General features: G+C 46.7%; 12 protein-coding genes. 5 read left to right on the forward strand and 7 right to left on the reverse strand.

The genetic code is table 11. The annotated features are described in order from the left end of the window. Positions 1-16: 16 nt before the first annotated feature. Together argE and metF are read left to right on the forward strand one after the other, a co-directional pair. Positions 17-1,174, forward strand: a complete 1,158-nt coding sequence (gene argE, locus H8A87_RS04385) for an acetylornithine deacetylase (RefSeq protein ID WP_198688781.1) — start codon at positions 17-19, stop codon at positions 1,172-1,174. A gap of 517 nt (positions 1,175-1,691) precedes the next feature. Continuing rightward, positions 1,692-2,579 (forward strand): methylenetetrahydrofolate reductase, encoded by an 888-nt coding sequence (metF, locus tag H8A87_RS04390; RefSeq protein ID WP_198688782.1) that lies wholly within the window; start codon positions 1,692-1,694, stop codon positions 2,577-2,579. A 96-nt stretch (positions 2,580-2,675) separates the two neighbouring features. On the opposite strand, the gene H8A87_RS04395 is transcribed toward metF, so the two are convergent. The 3 genes from H8A87_RS04395 to H8A87_RS04405 form a co-directional block, all read right to left on the reverse strand. Beyond that, a complete protein-coding gene (locus tag H8A87_RS04395) occupies positions 2,676-2,924 on the reverse strand; it encodes a type II toxin-antitoxin system RelE/ParE family toxin (RefSeq protein WP_198688783.1) in 249 nt (82 codons plus the stop codon). A gap of 198 nt (positions 2,925-3,122) precedes the next feature. Further along, positions 3,123-3,527, reverse strand: coding sequence for a hypothetical protein (locus tag H8A87_RS04400; RefSeq protein WP_198688784.1), 405 nt, complete (start codon positions 3,525-3,527; stop codon positions 3,123-3,125). Beyond that, entirely contained in the window at positions 3,524-4,873 is a 1,350-nt protein-coding gene (locus tag H8A87_RS04405; RefSeq protein WP_198688785.1) for an MFS transporter, read from the reverse strand. The genes H8A87_RS04400 and H8A87_RS04405 overlap by 4 nt, the downstream gene beginning before the upstream one ends. Before the next feature lie 95 nt (positions 4,874-4,968). Between H8A87_RS04405 and H8A87_RS04410 the strand changes: the two genes are divergently transcribed. Continuing rightward, on the forward strand, positions 4,969-5,856 hold the full coding sequence (locus H8A87_RS04410) for a LysR family transcriptional regulator (protein WP_198688786.1): 888 nt from the start codon (positions 4,969-4,971) through the stop codon (positions 5,854-5,856). Positions 5,857-5,976: 120 nt separating this feature from the next. On the opposite strand, the gene ppc is transcribed toward H8A87_RS04410, so the two are convergent. The 3 genes from ppc to metB form a co-directional block, all read right to left on the reverse strand. Further along, the gene (ppc, locus tag H8A87_RS04415; RefSeq protein ID WP_198688787.1) at positions 5,977-8,613 is read right to left on the reverse strand and encodes a phosphoenolpyruvate carboxylase; all 2,637 of its coding nucleotides are present in this window, start codon (positions 8,611-8,613) and stop codon (positions 5,977-5,979) included. A 375-nt stretch (positions 8,614-8,988) separates the two neighbouring features. Then, entirely contained in the window at positions 8,989-11,424 is a 2,436-nt protein-coding gene (locus H8A87_RS04420) for a bifunctional aspartate kinase/homoserine dehydrogenase II (RefSeq protein ID WP_198688788.1), read from the reverse strand. 9 nt (positions 11,425-11,433) lie between these two features. Then, positions 11,434-12,594, reverse strand: a complete 1,161-nt coding sequence (metB, locus tag H8A87_RS04425; protein ID WP_198688789.1) for a cystathionine gamma-synthase — start codon at positions 12,592-12,594, stop codon at positions 11,434-11,436. Positions 12,595-12,899: 305 nt separating this feature from the next. Here metB and metJ point away from each other — a divergent pair, with 305 nt between their 5' ends. Continuing rightward, positions 12,900-13,217, forward strand: a complete 318-nt coding sequence (gene metJ, locus H8A87_RS04430; protein WP_086110296.1) for a met regulon transcriptional regulator MetJ — start codon at positions 12,900-12,902, stop codon at positions 13,215-13,217. Positions 13,218-13,299: 82 nt separating this feature from the next. On the opposite strand, the gene rpmE is transcribed toward metJ, so the two are convergent. Next, positions 13,300-13,515 carry a 50S ribosomal protein L31 gene (gene rpmE / locus H8A87_RS04435; protein ID WP_198688790.1) on the reverse strand — a complete coding sequence of 72 codons (216 nt, stop codon included), beginning with the start codon at positions 13,513-13,515 and terminating at the stop codon, positions 13,300-13,302. A gap of 215 nt (positions 13,516-13,730) precedes the next feature. Between rpmE and priA the strand changes: the two genes are divergently transcribed. Further along, complete coding sequence (gene priA / locus H8A87_RS04440; RefSeq protein ID WP_198688791.1) at positions 13,731-15,929, forward strand: primosomal protein N'; 2,199 nt, start codon at positions 13,731-13,733, stop codon at positions 15,927-15,929. Positions 15,930-16,243: the final 314 nt, after the last annotated feature.

Consider the following 16,243-nt stretch of genomic DNA (forward strand, 5'->3'; position numbering starts at 1 on the left):
ATAAGGGCTGTCAACAGTGAATATTAAGTTACCATCGTTTATTAAATTATATCACCAGCTCATTGCTGCTCCTTCTATCAGCGCAACCGATGCTGAACTAGATCAAAGTAACGAAGTGGTTATCAATCTGCTGGCGAAATGGCTAAAAGTAATTGGCTTTTCCATTGAAATTCAAGCCGTCCCTGAAACCCGAGGAAAATTCAATCTGCTGGCGACATTGGGCAGTGGTTCAGGCGGTCTGCTACTATGCGGCCATACGGATACTGTTCCTTTTGATGCAGGGCGCTGGACACAAGATCCCTTCACACTGACCGAACGCGATGGCAAGTTATACGGGCTTGGCACAGCGGACATGAAAGGCTTTTTTGCCTTTATCGTTGATACCTTGCGAGATATTGATACCCGCAAACTGTCTCATCCCCTTTACATTCTGGCTACCGCTGACGAAGAAACGTCAATGGCAGGTGCGCGTTACTTTGCCGCCAATGCCAACATTCGGCCTGATTTCGCCATCATTGGCGAACCAACATCGTTACAGCCGATCCGCGCCCATAAAGGACACATGGCCCAAGCAATCCGTATTGAGGGAAAATCCGGGCATTCCAGTGATCCGGCGCGAGGCGTTAATGCCATTGATCTCATGCACGAATCCATTACTCAATTGATAGAACTACGCAACACCTTGCAGGAACGCTATCACAATCCGGCCTTCGTCATTCCTTATCCAACCATGAATTTCGGCCATATTCATGGCGGGGATGCCGCAAACCGCATTTGTGCCTGCTGCGAACTGCATATGGATATCCGCCCTCTTCCCGGACTGACTTTGCAGGATTTAAACGGATTGCTGAATGACGCACTGGAACCGATAAAACAGCGCTGGCCGGGACGCCTGAGTGTGACGGAACTTCACCCTCCAATTCCGGGTTATGAGTGCCCAACAGACCACAAACTGGTTGGCGTGATTGAAAAACTCTTGGGAACGAAAACGGATACCGTCAATTACTGTACGGAAGCGCCCTTTATTCAGGAATTGTGCCCGACACTGGTCTTGGGGCCGGGATCGATTGAACAAGCGCATCAACCCGATGAATTTTTGGATATGGCGTTTATTGAACCGACAAGAAAACTGCTTTCACAGCTTGTGGAACACTTTTGTTTGAATGCGGGCTAAAAGCTGTAAATCAAAAAAACACGACTCTCCCAATAGTCAAACGACTAAATGACCTTTCCTCAAAAGTGCTCATAATTAGTACTATAAATGGTTTGGGAGTATCCGGTCGGCGTTATAACCTCGGTGATTGCATCGGGGTTTTTCGCTATTTAGAGCTAAGGAAAGATTCTTAATCCCCGCTGTTTTTAATCCATTCCAACAGTATTTCTTCCTCCCCCACAAAAGAATTTTTCTCCAATATAGCGAATGCTTGGTTACGCTAATATAAACAGTATCTAATTTAGATCTCTGGTTGTTTTTCATTCAAAACTTTCCACATTGGAATCCAGTCACTTCCAACATGAATTTCTTTCCTGATCACTTTGAATATTCCTCATTGGGAATAAGCCATTTCTCGATTGACTAAAAATCCCGCTTCGCCCATTCTGTTTGGACATCTAAACGGATAGCCATATAAACATTTAAACATCCAAAATTAAGCGGATAAAAATTCCGTTTGTTCACGAGGGCACAGGGTATGAGTTTTTTTCACGCTAATCAGCGAGAAGCGCTGAATCAGAATTTGGCTGAACTTGAAGGGCAAATTCGAGTTTCCTTTGAATTCTTTCCTCCCAGCACTGCTGAGATGGAACAAACCCTGTGGAAATCCATTGATCGTTTGAGCAGGCTGAAACCTAAATTTGTTTCCGTCACCTATGGTGCCAACTCTGGTGAGCGCAATCGTACCCATAGCATCATCAAGGGAATCAAAGAAAAAACTGGCCTTGATGCAGCCCCGCACCTGACCTGCATTGATGCCAGCCGTGAAGAATTACGCAACATTGCCCATGATTATTGGCAAAACGGCATTCGTCATATCGTGGCATTGCGTGGTGATTTACCTGGTAACTGTTGTAAGACAGAAATGTATGGTGCTGATTTAGTTGAACTCTTAAAAAAAGAAGCCGATTTTGATATCTCCGTTGCTGCTTACCCAGAAGTGCATCCGGAAGCGAAAAGCGCGCAAGCAGATCTGATTAATTTAAAACGCAAAATTGATGCAGGAGCCAATCGCGCCATTACCCAATTCTTTTTTGATGTGGAAAGTTACCTGCGTTTTCGCGATCGCTGCGTCTCAACGGGAATTGAAGTAGAAATCGTGCCGGGAATTTTACCTGTCTCGAACTTCCGTCAGTTACAACGATTTGCCACGATGACTAACGTCCGCATCCCAAGCTGGATGACCAGAATGTTTGAAGGGCTGGATGATGATCCGGAAAGCCGCAACTTAGTGGGGGCATCTATTGCAATGGATATGGTGAAAATTCTCAGTCGTGAAGGGGTGAAGGATTTCCATTTTTATACCCTGAACCGAGCGGAGTTGAGTTATGCCATCTGCCATACTCTGGGAGTTCGTCCTACCTAATTTCTCAATCTAAAGCCGGGCTAAATCATAGTTCGGCATTATTGAAGATAGCATTCGCAATACAGCCATCAAGCAACTATGCCATCAACTATGTTTTTATTCCATGGGAGGCCATAACCGAGAAGTATGTACCAGAGCTAATATCTGGATATCTCCTCCTACAATTTCATAGACCAATCGATAGTTCCCATGCGGTAAAATTTCCCATATTCCTGAAATTTCGCCGGAATGTCCCATATAAGGGAACTCAACTAATCGCTCCACAGCGGTTTCAAATAGTTCATCCATTAGTCTTTTTTCCGTGCTTACGGGCTGCAAAAATCGCTTTGGCGTCAGTGTGTTCAATTCCCTTCCCTACATTGATGGATTGACGCACTGCATCCACTTTTGCCTGAAAGGATATACTCTCGCATTAGTTCACGAACAACCTGAGAAGCAGGACGGTGTTCCGCTGCTACGACTAATTTCTGTTCATTATCACTGTTCTATTCGTCATCCCGTGAAAGGAAATGATACTGTTTTACCCCGTTTTCTTTAAAAGCCTCATTCAATAATCGCCGTCTCATGCAAGTAACACCAGCGAGGATACCCATCAATAAACGAGATGCTCACAACTGACCAACGGCAATGTGTGTTCCCGTCTTTGGTATGTTTTTCACGATAACGTAAAACAACACACTCTTCGTTTGATGTAATAACTTCACATTCATCAATCTCAATTTTTAATCCTGGTCGAGTGCCAATATTATGACTAAACATCGTTTTTACTTGGTTCAAAGTAACACACTGACCCGTTATGGTGATCATGGTGAAATCTGAGGTAAAGCTATTCAGTAATTTCTTCAGCGCTTCAGAATCTTCTTGCGGATGATGACTAAAAACATCTTCAATCCATTGATGAACCTCAATCACACTTTTACGGGCAGCTAACTCTCGTTCTACTGTCATATCTTCTCCACATGTTTTTTCAGTTGATTCAATTTAATTAATGGCAATAGACCAAATATCGCAGCAAGAACAAAAGTCAGGTGATACGCATAAGTGGGAATAAATTTCTGCTGCAATAAGTTAAAAATCATTGTGAACAGCGCCATACCAATACTGAATGACATTTGACGATTAAGATTCCAAATCACACTAGCACGAGATAATTGTTCACCGACAAAATCCATTAATGCCGTCGTCTGTGCCGTGTTAGCACCAATGCCACCACCAACACCCATCAGCAAATAAGCGGTAACCAAACCAAATAGATCATGGGTATGATTGATGGTCGCCAAGAGAGCAATCCCCGTAGCATGAAGTATTAATCCGCACAGGAATAAACGATAGGCTCCCAAGCGGTTATACATACGCCCACAGACCAGCATGGCGCCAAATGCGCCAATAGCATATAAAATCATCAGAGAACCGGTTTTTTCTGCCGACCAGCCCAATTGCTGTTGAAGATAAAATATGTTCAGTAGGTTAACACCTGTAAATACACCCGGTATTGCGTGATAAATCCACACCGAAAGGCACATGCGTGTATTTTTCATCACCGTCAGATCCAGAATCGCATCCTGCACACCACGGTAATGTCGTATGTAAAGCGCAACAAATAATCCACCGCAGACTAAGGTGATCATTGGCAACCATTTAGATGCTGCGTCAGCATATGTAGAAAGACCGACCAGTAGAAATATCAAGGCCAAACTCACCAATAGCAATCCCTTGAGATCCGGTTTCCGGACGAAGATTTTCTCATTGTGCAGCCAAATGAGTGAAAGTATCGACGCAAGCAGACTGAAAGGAATATTGCTAAGAAACACCCAGCGCCAGCTATAGTGATCGACAATCGCGCCCCCCAAGCTGGGAGAAATAGCAGGGGCAATCAGCGCAACGGCCATCACCAACGTCGAGATTTTTGCCCGTTCATGTTGTTTAAACAGACCAAAGGTTAACGCTTGCCCCACAGGAATCAGCAAACCGCCTCCCAATCCTTGTACAAAACGCCACAGAATCAGACTGTAAAAATGTTCCGCCAGACCAGAAAACAGAGCTGCAATAGAAAAAAGTAGCATTGAGATCGTCATGATCTGCCGTGTACCGAAGCGTTCGGCCAGCCAACTGCTGATGGGTATAATCAGAGTCAAACCCAAAATATAGCTGTTTGCGACCCAAGCAACATGAGATTCGGAAACCGACATTTGCTTGGCAATATCCGGCAGCGCAATGGCCGACATAAAAATATTGATACAATCTATAAAAAAACCAAGTAGAAATATCAGTGCTATACGATAGCGATAACTCATTGTTTTTCCTCCGTTGAAGGAGTTTAAGTTCTGTTGACTCATCGCGTCTATTAATCTATTTTAAACACTGAATTTCATTAAATTTAACAATTAGCATGCAACCTCACCTTAATCGGATACAGACTTTCCTCGCTGTAGTAGAGTGTGGTTCTTTTACCCGTGCAGCAGAGTGCCTTTTCATCAGCAAAGCCGTCGCCAGTATTCATGTGAAAACGCTTGAAGAGGCGTTAAATGTGCCATTATTGATACGCAACACGCGTGGCATTGCATTAACCGAAGCGGGGAAAGAGTTTTACCAAGACTTTAAAGCGATATTTGATAATATTCAAAATGCCTTTGATCATGTGGCTGAACGACATCATTCATTAGCGGGCAGATTGCGTATTACTTCCACCGCCGAGTTTGGTGAAAAATTTCTTCTTCCTTTAATCAGTCAATTCTGCACACTTCATCCTCAACTTGAAGTGAGCTACTTTGCTGATTCTGCTTTGAATGATTTAATTACCGAGAGGATTGATCTAGCGATCCGGCTGGGTACACTTAATAATTCATCCCTGAAAAGTAGGCGTCTGGCTAGCTATAACATTAAACTGGTAGCCTCACCGTCTTGGCTCAAACAAAACCCCATTATCAAACCGAGCAACCTGAATAAAGCAAACTGGATTGCAAACAGCAATTTACAACACCCAACCCAATGGGAACTAAAGCACCCCACACATCCCACCCTGAACATCCGCGGCAAAGCCAAATACACATCCAACACGTCCTCAGCAATACGCTCTCTGGTAATATCCGGTCTCGGCGTAGCGGTTTTACCGGAATGGATAGTGAATGACGATCTGGCGTCCGGCGATTTAGTGGCCCTGTTTCCCGAATACCAATTACCACGGCAGGATGTCACCGTCATATTTCCCAATAACACTCAACTCCAACGTAAAAGCCGTGTGTTCATCGATTATTTGCTGGAAACGCTAACAATGTGATTAGGAATAATTGATCATAAGAGCGTTGAAACGGTCATCGTCCCCAATTTTAACCAAGCAGAAAAGCCGAACAGTTTCCCATTCGGCTTTTATTCAAAAAAAGAGTCAGAAAACTAAAAACTAGCCCGTATTGCGCATCCCCGCCGCAACACCTGCAATCGTCACCATCAGCGCTTGTTCAAGGTGCGGCTCAGGATTTTCTTGCTGACGGGAGCGCTGTAACAATTCTGCCTGTAGTACGTTCAACGGATCGGTATACACGTTACGCAATGCGATAGATTCCGCGATCCACGGCAAATCCGCCATTAATTGCTCATCCTGCGAAATTGTCAGTACTGTTTTGATATCTTCTGCAAGCTGGTTGCGCAGTTTTACCCCCAGTGGCCATAGTTTCGGATCCACCAAACGCTGATCGTAATATTCAGCCAGCCATAAATCCGCTTTGGCAAACACCATCTCCAACATGGCAATACGCGTATTGAAGAAGGGCCAATCGCGGCACATATCCGTTAATACCGACAATTTCCCCACATTTATCACCTGTTGCAGCGCCGCGCCAGCGCCCAGCCATGCCGGAAGCATCAGGCGGTTTTGCGTCCAGGCGAATATCCACGGGATAGCTCGCAGGCTTTCGACACCGCCCGTCGGACGGCGTTTAGCCGGGCGCGAACCCAAAGGCAGTTTTGCCAATTCCTGCTCAGGTGTTGCCGCTCGGAAGTAAGGCACAAATTCCGGTTGTTCACGCACATAATCACGATACATGTCGCAGGAAACATCCGAGAGCGTATCCATGACCTGATGCCATTCTGGTTTTGGTTCCGGCGGTGGCAACAAGTTTGCTTCCAGAATCGCACTGGCATACAACGCCAAACTGCTGATCGTCACCTGCGGCAAACCAAATTTAAAGCGGATCATTTCTCCCTGTTCCGTTACACGCAATCCCCCTTTCAGGCTTCCCGGTGGCTGGGAGAGCAAAGCGGAATGAGCAGGTGCGCCACCGCGACCAATCGTGCCGCCGCGCCCGTGGAACAGAGTCAATGTCACGCCTTCTTGTGCACACAATTTGATCAAGGCATCCTGCGCCCGATATTGCGCCCACGATGCTGCCATCACGCCAGCATCTTTAGCAGAATCGGAGTAACCAATCATCACCATCTGCTTGTCCTTAATCAGATCGCGATACCATTCAATCCCCAGTAGTTGCCGGATAACACTCTCCGCATTGTTCAGGTCATCAAGGGTTTCGAACAGCGGTGCAACAGGCAATGACAATGAGCATCCCGCTTCTTTCAGCAACAATTTCACGGCCAGCACATCAGAAGGGACTTTCGCCATGGAAATAACATAAGCCGCAATTGCATCTTGTGGCGATTCTGCAATGACTTTGCAGGTTTCGAAAACTTCTTGAGTTTCTGCGCTTGGCTGCCAGTTACGCGGGATCAGAGGGCGTTTTGAGTTTAATTCGCGCAGCAGGAATGCCTGTTTCTCGGTTTCAGGCCAGCTCGCATAGTCCCCCATTTCCAGATATTGCGTCAGTTCTGCAATTGCATCGGTATGGCGGGTACTTTCCTGACGAATGTCGATACGCACCAAAGATAAACCAAAACAACGAATGCGGCGCAAGGTATCCAGCAATTGTCCGCTCGCGATAATCTCCATGCCGCAGGTCTTCAGGGATTGGTAGCAGGCATACAGAGGTTGCCATAACTGTTCGTTATGCAGCAGCAAATCCGCTGGTGGCAGAACTTGTTCACCTTTAAGGCGTTTCTCCAGATAGGCCTGCGTATTGCTTAATTGCGTCCGCAATTGTTTGGCAATTTCACGGTAAGGTTCCAAAACATGCTCACCCCCCGCCATTTGACGCAGTTCAGGCGTACACGCCGACATGGAGAGTTCAGAAACTAAAATCTGAATATCTTTCAGGAACAGAGCTGCGGCCTTCCAACGACTGAGCAGCAAGACATGACGGGTAATCTCGGCGGTAACATTAGGATTGCCATCACGATCCCCGCCCATCCAAGAAGTGAAACGAACGGGTACAGCTTCTACTGGCAAACTATAACCAATGGATTCTTCCAGTTGTTCATTGAATTCACGTAGAAATGCAGGAACTCCTTCCCACAGACTATTTTCGACCACCGCAAAACCCCACTTTGCTTCATCAATTGGGGTCGGGCGAATTTTACGGATTTCATCGGTATGCCATGATTGAACAATCAACTGACGCAAACGACGCATGATGTTATTGCGTTCGTAATCCGCCAAATCATCATGATCAAGCTGTGCCAGACAGCCATTAACTTCAACCAATTTATGAATCAGAGTACGGCGGGCAATTTCTGTCGGATGTGCTGTCAGAACCAATTCAATTGCCAGCTCATTAACTGCTTTGACCAGATCATCGTTGCTGAATTGGTTGTCTTTGAGACGATTGAACAACGCCGCCAACTCTACCGGATTACTCGCCGCTTCACCGTGTGACGAAATGCTGTGATATTGTTCGGCAACGTTAGCCAGATTTAAAAACTGGTTAAAGGCACGAGCGACGGGCAGTAATTCATCATTGGATAAATTTTCCAATGTCGATAAAAGCTGCTGACGATGAACTTCGTTACCTGCTCGCGATGATTTGGATAGCTTCCTAATCGTTTCAACTTTATCAAGAATGTCTTCTCCCAAAGCTTCTTTGATCGTGTCGCCCAACAACTTACCGAGCATACTGACATTACTTCGCATTGCGGAATATTGTTGATTCATGAGGTTCCTGACCTTGTGTTGCTGTATGTCACTCATTTCGCCAGATGATTGGCTCAATCGGCATTTACCCTGTTTCTGTCAAGATTAGAGCGTGTTCTTTTGTTTATTTCTAGCACTCTATTCATATCAGAAAACAAACAATTTGGGCTGATTTTAAGAAATTTAATCAGGATTTTTTTATAAGATAATCCGATTGTCTGCCTTGCGTGTACTCAATAAAAAGAATGATAAGGCGTTTTTGATTGGACTGGATGATGATGATACGAACTGGTGGCGATGATTTATCAAACAACTCTCTTTCTGTCATTGGCAGGGATAGTTCGTTATATCCCTGCCAAAAGCCTCGTCTATGAAGCGCCTAGCTTAATAGCGGGTCTACAAAAGCTGTGACAGGCGATTTAAATCCGATTGGATGGCTCCCGCGGTGACGTCTCGCCCAGCCCCTGGGCCACGGATCACCAGCGGGTTATCACGATACCAGCGGCTTTCTATCGCAAATACATTGTCCCCCGGCAGCAATGAGGCCAACGGGTGATCACTGCGTACCGCTTCCACACCAACTTTCGCTTTGCCACTAGCATCAAAACGCGCGACATACCGCAGTACCATGCCCATTTCTCGCGCCGCTTCCAACCGCTGGAGCATTTGCTCATTGATAGCAGCACTGTTCTCGAAGAACTCTTCGATGGAACCGATCCGAGCCTCTTCCGGCACCAGTGATTCAACGCGCACTTGGTCAGGCTCTATCTCATAACTGGCTTCGCGAGCCAAAATAATCAGCTTACGCATCACATCCTGACCAGAAAGATCAATGCGCGGATCTGGCTCCGTCAATCCCTGTTGCCATGCTTGTTCTACCAAATCACTGAAAGGCACAGAACCATCAAACTGCAGGAACAGCCACGATAACGTCCCGGAAAAAATTCCACTGATGGACAGAATAGTATCACCGCTTTCCCGCAAGTCCCTGACGGAATGGTTAATTGGCAATCCCGCACCAACCGTGGCGTTGTACAACCAATGGCGCCCCGTTTTCGCAAAGGCATCGCGGATCATGCGATACGTGTTGCTGTCAGAAGAACCAGCCACTTTGTTGGCACTGATGACGTGAAAACCATAGCTGGCAAAATCGATATACTCTTTAGCCAATTCTTCACTTGCCGTCACATCCAGCACGACCAGATCGTCATAAGGATGCGCCCTCATCCATAAAAACAGTGTGTCGTCTTCATGTTCAGTCGCTTCATCATTAAAGAATGCCAGCGCCCGGCTGGCATCAATACCCTGATAATTCAGCAAACTCCGGCGGCTATCCACAACCCCTGCCAGAATAAATTCAAAATCACTGCGGGCAGAAATATTCTTCTGTTCACGAGCGAACAGCTCCAGCCAACGAGAACCAATGTTCCCTTTGCCAAACAGCACCAAACCGATGCGTTTTTCTGCTCGGAACAGGCTCTGGTGCAATCCCTGAATCACATGCGAAGTCTGATTCAGGCGCAGCACGGCAACAAGACTGATACCATCTTCTGCATGCCAGATAAATTCAACGGGTTGATCTTTTAGTTGTTGATAGAAACGATGGCTATGTAGCGGGTTTTTACATACACCCGCTCCCACCAGCGCCACCAACGACAATCCCTCACGCAAGGAAAGTTTTCCGGGTAAAGAAGCATCCTGCAAAACATCAAGAGCGCTGTTCACAACTTCAGAGGTATAACAAAGCTGTAGCAGGTTACAGTCGGCATGCAGCCCAATTGCCAGCGGCCGAACTTGGGCGCGTTTCAGCAATGAATCAATATCCTTGTATATTTGCTTGAAACCATGAGCTGAGGAAACATGTAATTCAATCAGGCAAACATCATCATGACTGGTAACGATTTTCGCTCCCATCCCTGTCGCCAGCACCCGCTCAATACGGGTAGAACCTTGTTCAGGCTGGTAACTGCAACGCAATTGCAGATCAATATCGCTGATGGAAACAGGCTGCAACGTACGGGTATGGAGTACAGGTGCCGCCAGACGCGCCAATTCACTGGCTTCATCCAAACGCAGCAACGGCAGTAGGCACGCATCTTTGACTTTACGCGGATCGGCACTGTAAACGCCCGCCACATCACTCCAAATCGTGACTTTTTTGGCTCCCGCCAATGCGCCAATCTGTGTAGCGGAATAGTCACTGCCATTGCGCCCCAACAGTACGGTTTCGCCATTTTGGTTACTGGAAATAAAACCGGTAACAACCAAACGCTTATTGGGATTTTGGATCAATAACTGGCTGAGTAAGGGTTGGGATAAACTCACATCGACTTGAGGCTGGACAACGCGTTCCGCCCTCAGGAATTGACGTGCATCCAACCATTCACTGGGAATACCTTGATTTTCAAGCACCGCCGCCATCAAACGTGCAGACCAGATTTCACCATGGCCGACAACTTCTGCATATGTGATATCTGTAACGGGCTTATCCAACAGTGCACTCAATCTTTCCAGATCAGCGATAAATTTTGCGATCAGTTCTTCTGCAACTGCCTCAGGCAATAAGCCACGGATCAACTCTTGCTGATAACGCCGCAGCGATTGCTGTATTTGATGTGCTGATATCCTGTCACTCTGGCTCAATTTCAGCCAATCAATCAGCTGATTGGTTGTGCTTCCTGCCGCCGATACCACCATCAAATCACCCGGCTGGCTATAGTTCGCCATAATATCCGCAACCCGCTGATAGCATTTAACATCGGCCAAGCTGCTGCCGCCAAATTTATGTAACTGGCGGCCAGATTCCGCCCCTGCTGTTGCCAGTGCACTCATGATTAATGATTACCTCGTTACCGCTGCCTGAAACGCATTGTCCAGATCAGCAATTAAATCCTGACTATCTTCAATTCCTACAGAGACACGAAGAAGCAAATCCGTAATCCCTGCCTGAGCCCTTGCTTCTGCCGACATTCCCGCGTGTGTCATTGTTGCGGTATGGGAAATCAACGATTCCACACCACCGAGAGATTCAGCCAAAGTAAATAATTTTAACGCAGATAAAAAACGACGCATGGTCTGTTCATCACCATCCAGTTCAAAACTCAGCATCGCCCCAAATCCCTTTTGTTGTTTAACGGCAATTTCATGCCCCGGATGGTTTTTCAACGCAGGGTAGTAGAGTTTTTTCACTTGTGGCTGCTGTTGCAGGTAATCCACGATGGCGGCAGCATTATTCTGTTGGAGCAACACGCGGGCGGATAAAGTACGGATACCCCGCAATAGCAGATAGCTGTCAAAAGCAGCCCCTGTCACGCCAATATTGTTCGCCCACCACGCCAAATCTTCTGCAATCGCCGGATCTTTGGCGATAATCGCCCCGGCAATCAGATCAGAGTGCCCATTCAAATATTTCGTGCAGGAATGAACCACTAAATCCGCGCCCAAATCCAGCGGCTTTTGCAGTATAGGACTGAGGAAAGTATTATCCACGATAGTCAGCGCCCCAACGTCATGCGCCAATCCACAAATATATTGAATATCGACAATCCGCAGCAAAGGATTGCTGGGGGTTTCAATCAGTACCAGTTTGGGGTTTTGTGCCAACGCCTGTTTTAGAGCCTGATCATCCGCCTGATCAACAAAAATCACATGATATGCACCACGCTTGCTCAGGCTGTCAAACAGACGGTAACTACCGCCATAGCAATCATGGGGAGCCACTAATAAATCCCCCGGTTTCAGAAACACAGTACACAGCAGATGAATGGCTGACATGCCGCTGCTGGTCATGACTGCCCCTGCCCCACCTTCCAGCTCTGCCAAAACCTGTTGGACAACATCACGGCCAGGATTGCCACGCCGGGAGTAATCGTGCGTTCTGGGTTCGTTGAAACCAGTAAAGTTGTACGTGCTGGAAAGATAGATAGGCGGAACTACGCAGCCATATTGTTCATCAATATTTAAACCGCTGTGAACCGCAACTGTCGCTTGCTTGCATTCCATAAACTTTACCCATCATCGTTATTATTGGTGTCACGCAAGAATAACGACTGACGAGATAGACGTCAATACATCTAGACATCCAAAATAATTTGCGGTTTAATACCACGGTTTAATACTACAATTCGACGATTACTCTTATGCTTTATATTTCTTCTAGTTATATTTTATAAATTCGTGCAACTAGAGCGATATAGTCAATAAGCGAATTATGCTAGACTACCGTATTACCGACATGAAAACAGATCAGGAATATCCCCCAGTTTCTGATTTTAATTACTTGATTTAAAAACTATTTAAGGTATCTCATGGCTGAGTGGAATGGTGAGTATGTCAGCCCTTATGCTGAACATGGCAAAAAAAGTGAACAGGTCAAAAAAATTACGGTTTCAATCCCGTTAAAGGTCTTGAAGATCCTGACTGATGAACGTACCCGTCGTCAGGTGAACAATCTGCGTCATGCAACAAATAGCGAATTGCTGTGTGAAGCTTTTCTCCATGCGTTCACTGGACAACCTCTGCCTAATGATAATGATTTGCGCAAAGAACGTCATGATGAAATCCCAGAAGCCGCGAAAATCATGATGCGTGAGCTCGGTATCGATCCTGAAACATGGGAATATTGATAACAAAAACGCCCGATGCAAAACATCGGGCGTTTTTGTTTCAACTATCCTGCCTGTACTGATTACAGGCAGATAAAAGTCATTACTTCTGAGCACCTGGAACGCTGAAACGTTTGTTAAAGCGATCAACACGACCACCAGTCGCAACGTCACGCTGCTTACCAGTATAGAACGGGTGGCATGCACCACAAACGTCCAGATTCAGGTTGTGACCACAGGTAGAGTTGATTTTGATAACATTACCGCAAGAGCAAGATGCAGTAACTTCTTCGTACTTAGGATGGATACCTTCTTTCATGGGAAACCTCTGTTAAGGCCGTGTCGCTATCCAGCCTTGTTGCCGCCAGACACCACACGTCGTGTTGATAAAAATAAGTATCGGTAATTTCTATACCAAAGGCGGCGGATCATACAGAATATCGGTTTATTGCGCAATGAAATCTACTGATTTGCTATGATATCCTTATGCTATATGTTTTTTCATCTGGTCATTAATTATCCGGAAATCGCCTTATGACAGTTGTTCAGGTTGTGTTACCTGTCCCCCTAACCCGCGCTTTTGATTATCTATTACCCGCAGGATTACCTTTGCCAGCTATAGGCGTTCGGGTGCAGGTGCCGTTTGGAAAACGTAATGCGATAGGTGTCGTCACGGGTATCGCAGACAGCAGCGAATTTCTCCCTGAACAACTCAAGTCTATTTCTGCCATTCTTGATGTCGAGCCACTTTTCCCCGACGACCTCTGGCAATTGCTTATGTGGTCAGCCAACTATTATCACTACCCGCTGGGAGAAGTTTTATTCCATGCCATGCCAGTTTTGCTAAGACAGGGGAAAAACACAGAGTTTTCTCCACTCTGGCAGTGGCAAATCACCGAAGCAGGGCTCGAGCTACCACTTGAGCAGCTCAAACGCTCTGCCAAACAGCAGCAGGCTTTGGCCACTTTGCGCCAGAAACCCATTTACCGCCATCAAGTCTCTGAATTGGAATTAAGTGAAAGTGCATTGCAATCACTTAAAAAGAAGGCCCTGATTGATCTGCATCCAATACAGCCGGAAGCCGAAAACTGGCATGCGCAGTTTAAAATCATCGGCGAACGGTTAAAGCTCAATACGGAACAGGCCACTGCGATAGGCGCTATCCGTGCGGAAGATAAAACTTTTTCCCCGTGGCTGCTTGCAGGTATCACAGGTTCAGGCAAAACGGAAGTGTACCTCAGTGTGCTGGAAAACATTCTTGAACAAGGTAAACAGGCGCTGATTTTAGTGCCAGAAATTGGCTTAACCCCACAAACTATCCGTCGATTCCGGGAGCGTTTCAACGCTCCTGTCGATGTTCTGCATTCGGCCTTAAATGACAGTGAGCGGTTGGCAGTTTGGCTGCGGGCGAAACGGGGAGACACGGCTATCGTCATCGGTACACGCTCTGCCTTGTTTACTCCCTTTGCTCATTTGGGGGTTGTCATTATCGATGAAGAGCATGACAGCTCTTACAAACAACAGGAAGGCTGGCGCTATCACGCCCGTGATCTGGCGGTATTCCGTGCCAAAAAAGAGGGCATGCCGATCATTATGGGAACGGCTACCCCGGCACTGGAAACACTATACAATGTGCAGCAGGGAAAATATCGCCAACTAACATTAACCAAACGGGCAGGACACGCCCAACCAGCCACCCAACATTTGCTGGATTTGAAAGGCTTGCCATTGACTGTTGGCCTATCACAACCGCTCATCAACCGCATTGGTGAACACCTCAAGGCTGATAATCAGGTCATTCTGTTCCTGAATCGCCGTGGTTATTCCCCCGCCCTGCTCTGCCACGAATGCGGCTGGATAGCGGAATGCCAGCGCTGTGATCACTATTACACCTTGCACCAAAACCATCGACACCTGCGTTGCCACCACTGTGACAGCCAACGACCGCTCCCACGTCAATGCCCGCAATGCGGTTCCACTAACTTAATGCCCGTCGGCCTGGGCACTGAGCAACTTGAAGATGGCATCACAAAGCTGTTCCCCGATATTCCTGTCACCCGTATCGACCGTGATACGACGAGTCGCAAAGGTGCGCTGGAACAGCAACTAGCCGAAGTACACCAAGGTGGTGCCCGCATTTTGATCGGTACTCAAATGTTGGCAAAAGGTCATCATTTCCCCGACGTCACGCTGGTCGCCTTGCTTGATGTCGATGGAGCCTTGTTTTCTGCCGATTTTCGGGCAGCAGAGCGTTTCGCCCAACTCTATACTCAAGTCTCCGGTCGGGCAGGACGGGCAGGCAAACAGGGGGAAGTGGTCCTTCAAACGCACCATCCTGAGCATCCGCTTTTGCAAGTATTGCTGGAAAAAGGCTACGATGCCTTTGCTCAACAGGCAATGGAAGAACGGCAACAAGTGCATCTGCCACCTTTTGCCAGCCACATCCTGCTCCGCTCAGAAGATCACGACAATCAGCAAGCGCCCGCGTTTTTGCAGCAAATGCGCCAACTGTTTGAGCATCACCCACAGCATAATGACCATTTATGGATCATGGGGCCAGTACCGGCATTGCAGGCCAAACGTGGTGGCCGCTATCGCTGGCAATTAATGGTTCAACACCCTTCACGCATTTTCCTCCAGAAAATGATGGCGGGGATCTATCCGCAAATCACTGCGCTGCCACAGGCACGCAAAGTGAAATGGAACATTGACGTTGATCCTACCGAAGGTTGATAACAGAGAACCGTTAACCAATAACAGAAATAGAAAATGGCTCATCGTCGCAAAGCAACAAAATTAGACAGAACATCTTTAGAAAAAGAGAGACAATTATTTCCTTAATTTGCGAAGTATCTCTAAGAAATGATGCATATCACACTTTTCATGCAAACAAAGTAACGGGTTGATCTGTTAATCAGTTTAAAATGAAATTATTAATATGACTGTAGAAAACGATCCTCCAGCGCTTTCTTCTCAGAAATGACTGGCATTTTTTTAGCAACCGGAGAGCAATCGTTTCGCTGCCTGTAGAAATTGAGGAGTGAGCT

The sequence above is a fragment of the Xenorhabdus lircayensis genome (assembly GCF_016306625.1).
Taxonomy (GTDB): Bacteria; Pseudomonadota; Gammaproteobacteria; order Enterobacterales; family Enterobacteriaceae; genus Xenorhabdus; species Xenorhabdus lircayensis.

Excerpts from the sequence above, each read along its gene's own strand:
- metF (WP_198688782.1), top strand. The coding sequence starts at position 1,692 with ATGAGTTTTTTTCACGCTAATCAGCGAGAAGCGCTGAATCAGAATTTG.
- H8A87_RS04400 (WP_198688784.1), bottom strand. The coding sequence starts at position 3,527 with ATGACAGTAGAACGAGAGTTAGCTGCCCGTAAAAGTGTGATTGAGGTT.
- H8A87_RS04405 (WP_198688785.1), bottom strand. The coding sequence starts at position 4,873 with ATGAGTTATCGCTATCGTATAGCACTGATATTTCTACTTGGTTTTTTT.
- H8A87_RS04410 (WP_198688786.1), top strand. The coding sequence starts at position 4,969 with ATGCAACCTCACCTTAATCGGATACAGACTTTCCTCGCTGTAGTAGAG.
- ppc (WP_198688787.1), bottom strand. The coding sequence starts at position 8,613 with ATGAATCAACAATATTCCGCAATGCGAAGTAATGTCAGTATGCTCGGT.
- H8A87_RS04420 (WP_198688788.1), bottom strand. The coding sequence starts at position 11,424 with ATGAGTGCACTGGCAACAGCAGGGGCGGAATCTGGCCGCCAGTTACAT.
- metB (WP_198688789.1), bottom strand. The coding sequence starts at position 12,594 with ATGGAATGCAAGCAAGCGACAGTTGCGGTTCACAGCGGTTTAAATATT.
- metJ (WP_086110296.1), top strand. The coding sequence starts at position 12,900 with ATGGCTGAGTGGAATGGTGAGTATGTCAGCCCTTATGCTGAACATGGC.
- rpmE (WP_198688790.1), bottom strand. The coding sequence starts at position 13,515 with ATGAAAGAAGGTATCCATCCTAAGTACGAAGAAGTTACTGCATCTTGC.
- priA (WP_198688791.1), top strand. The coding sequence starts at position 13,731 with ATGACAGTTGTTCAGGTTGTGTTACCTGTCCCCCTAACCCGCGCTTTT.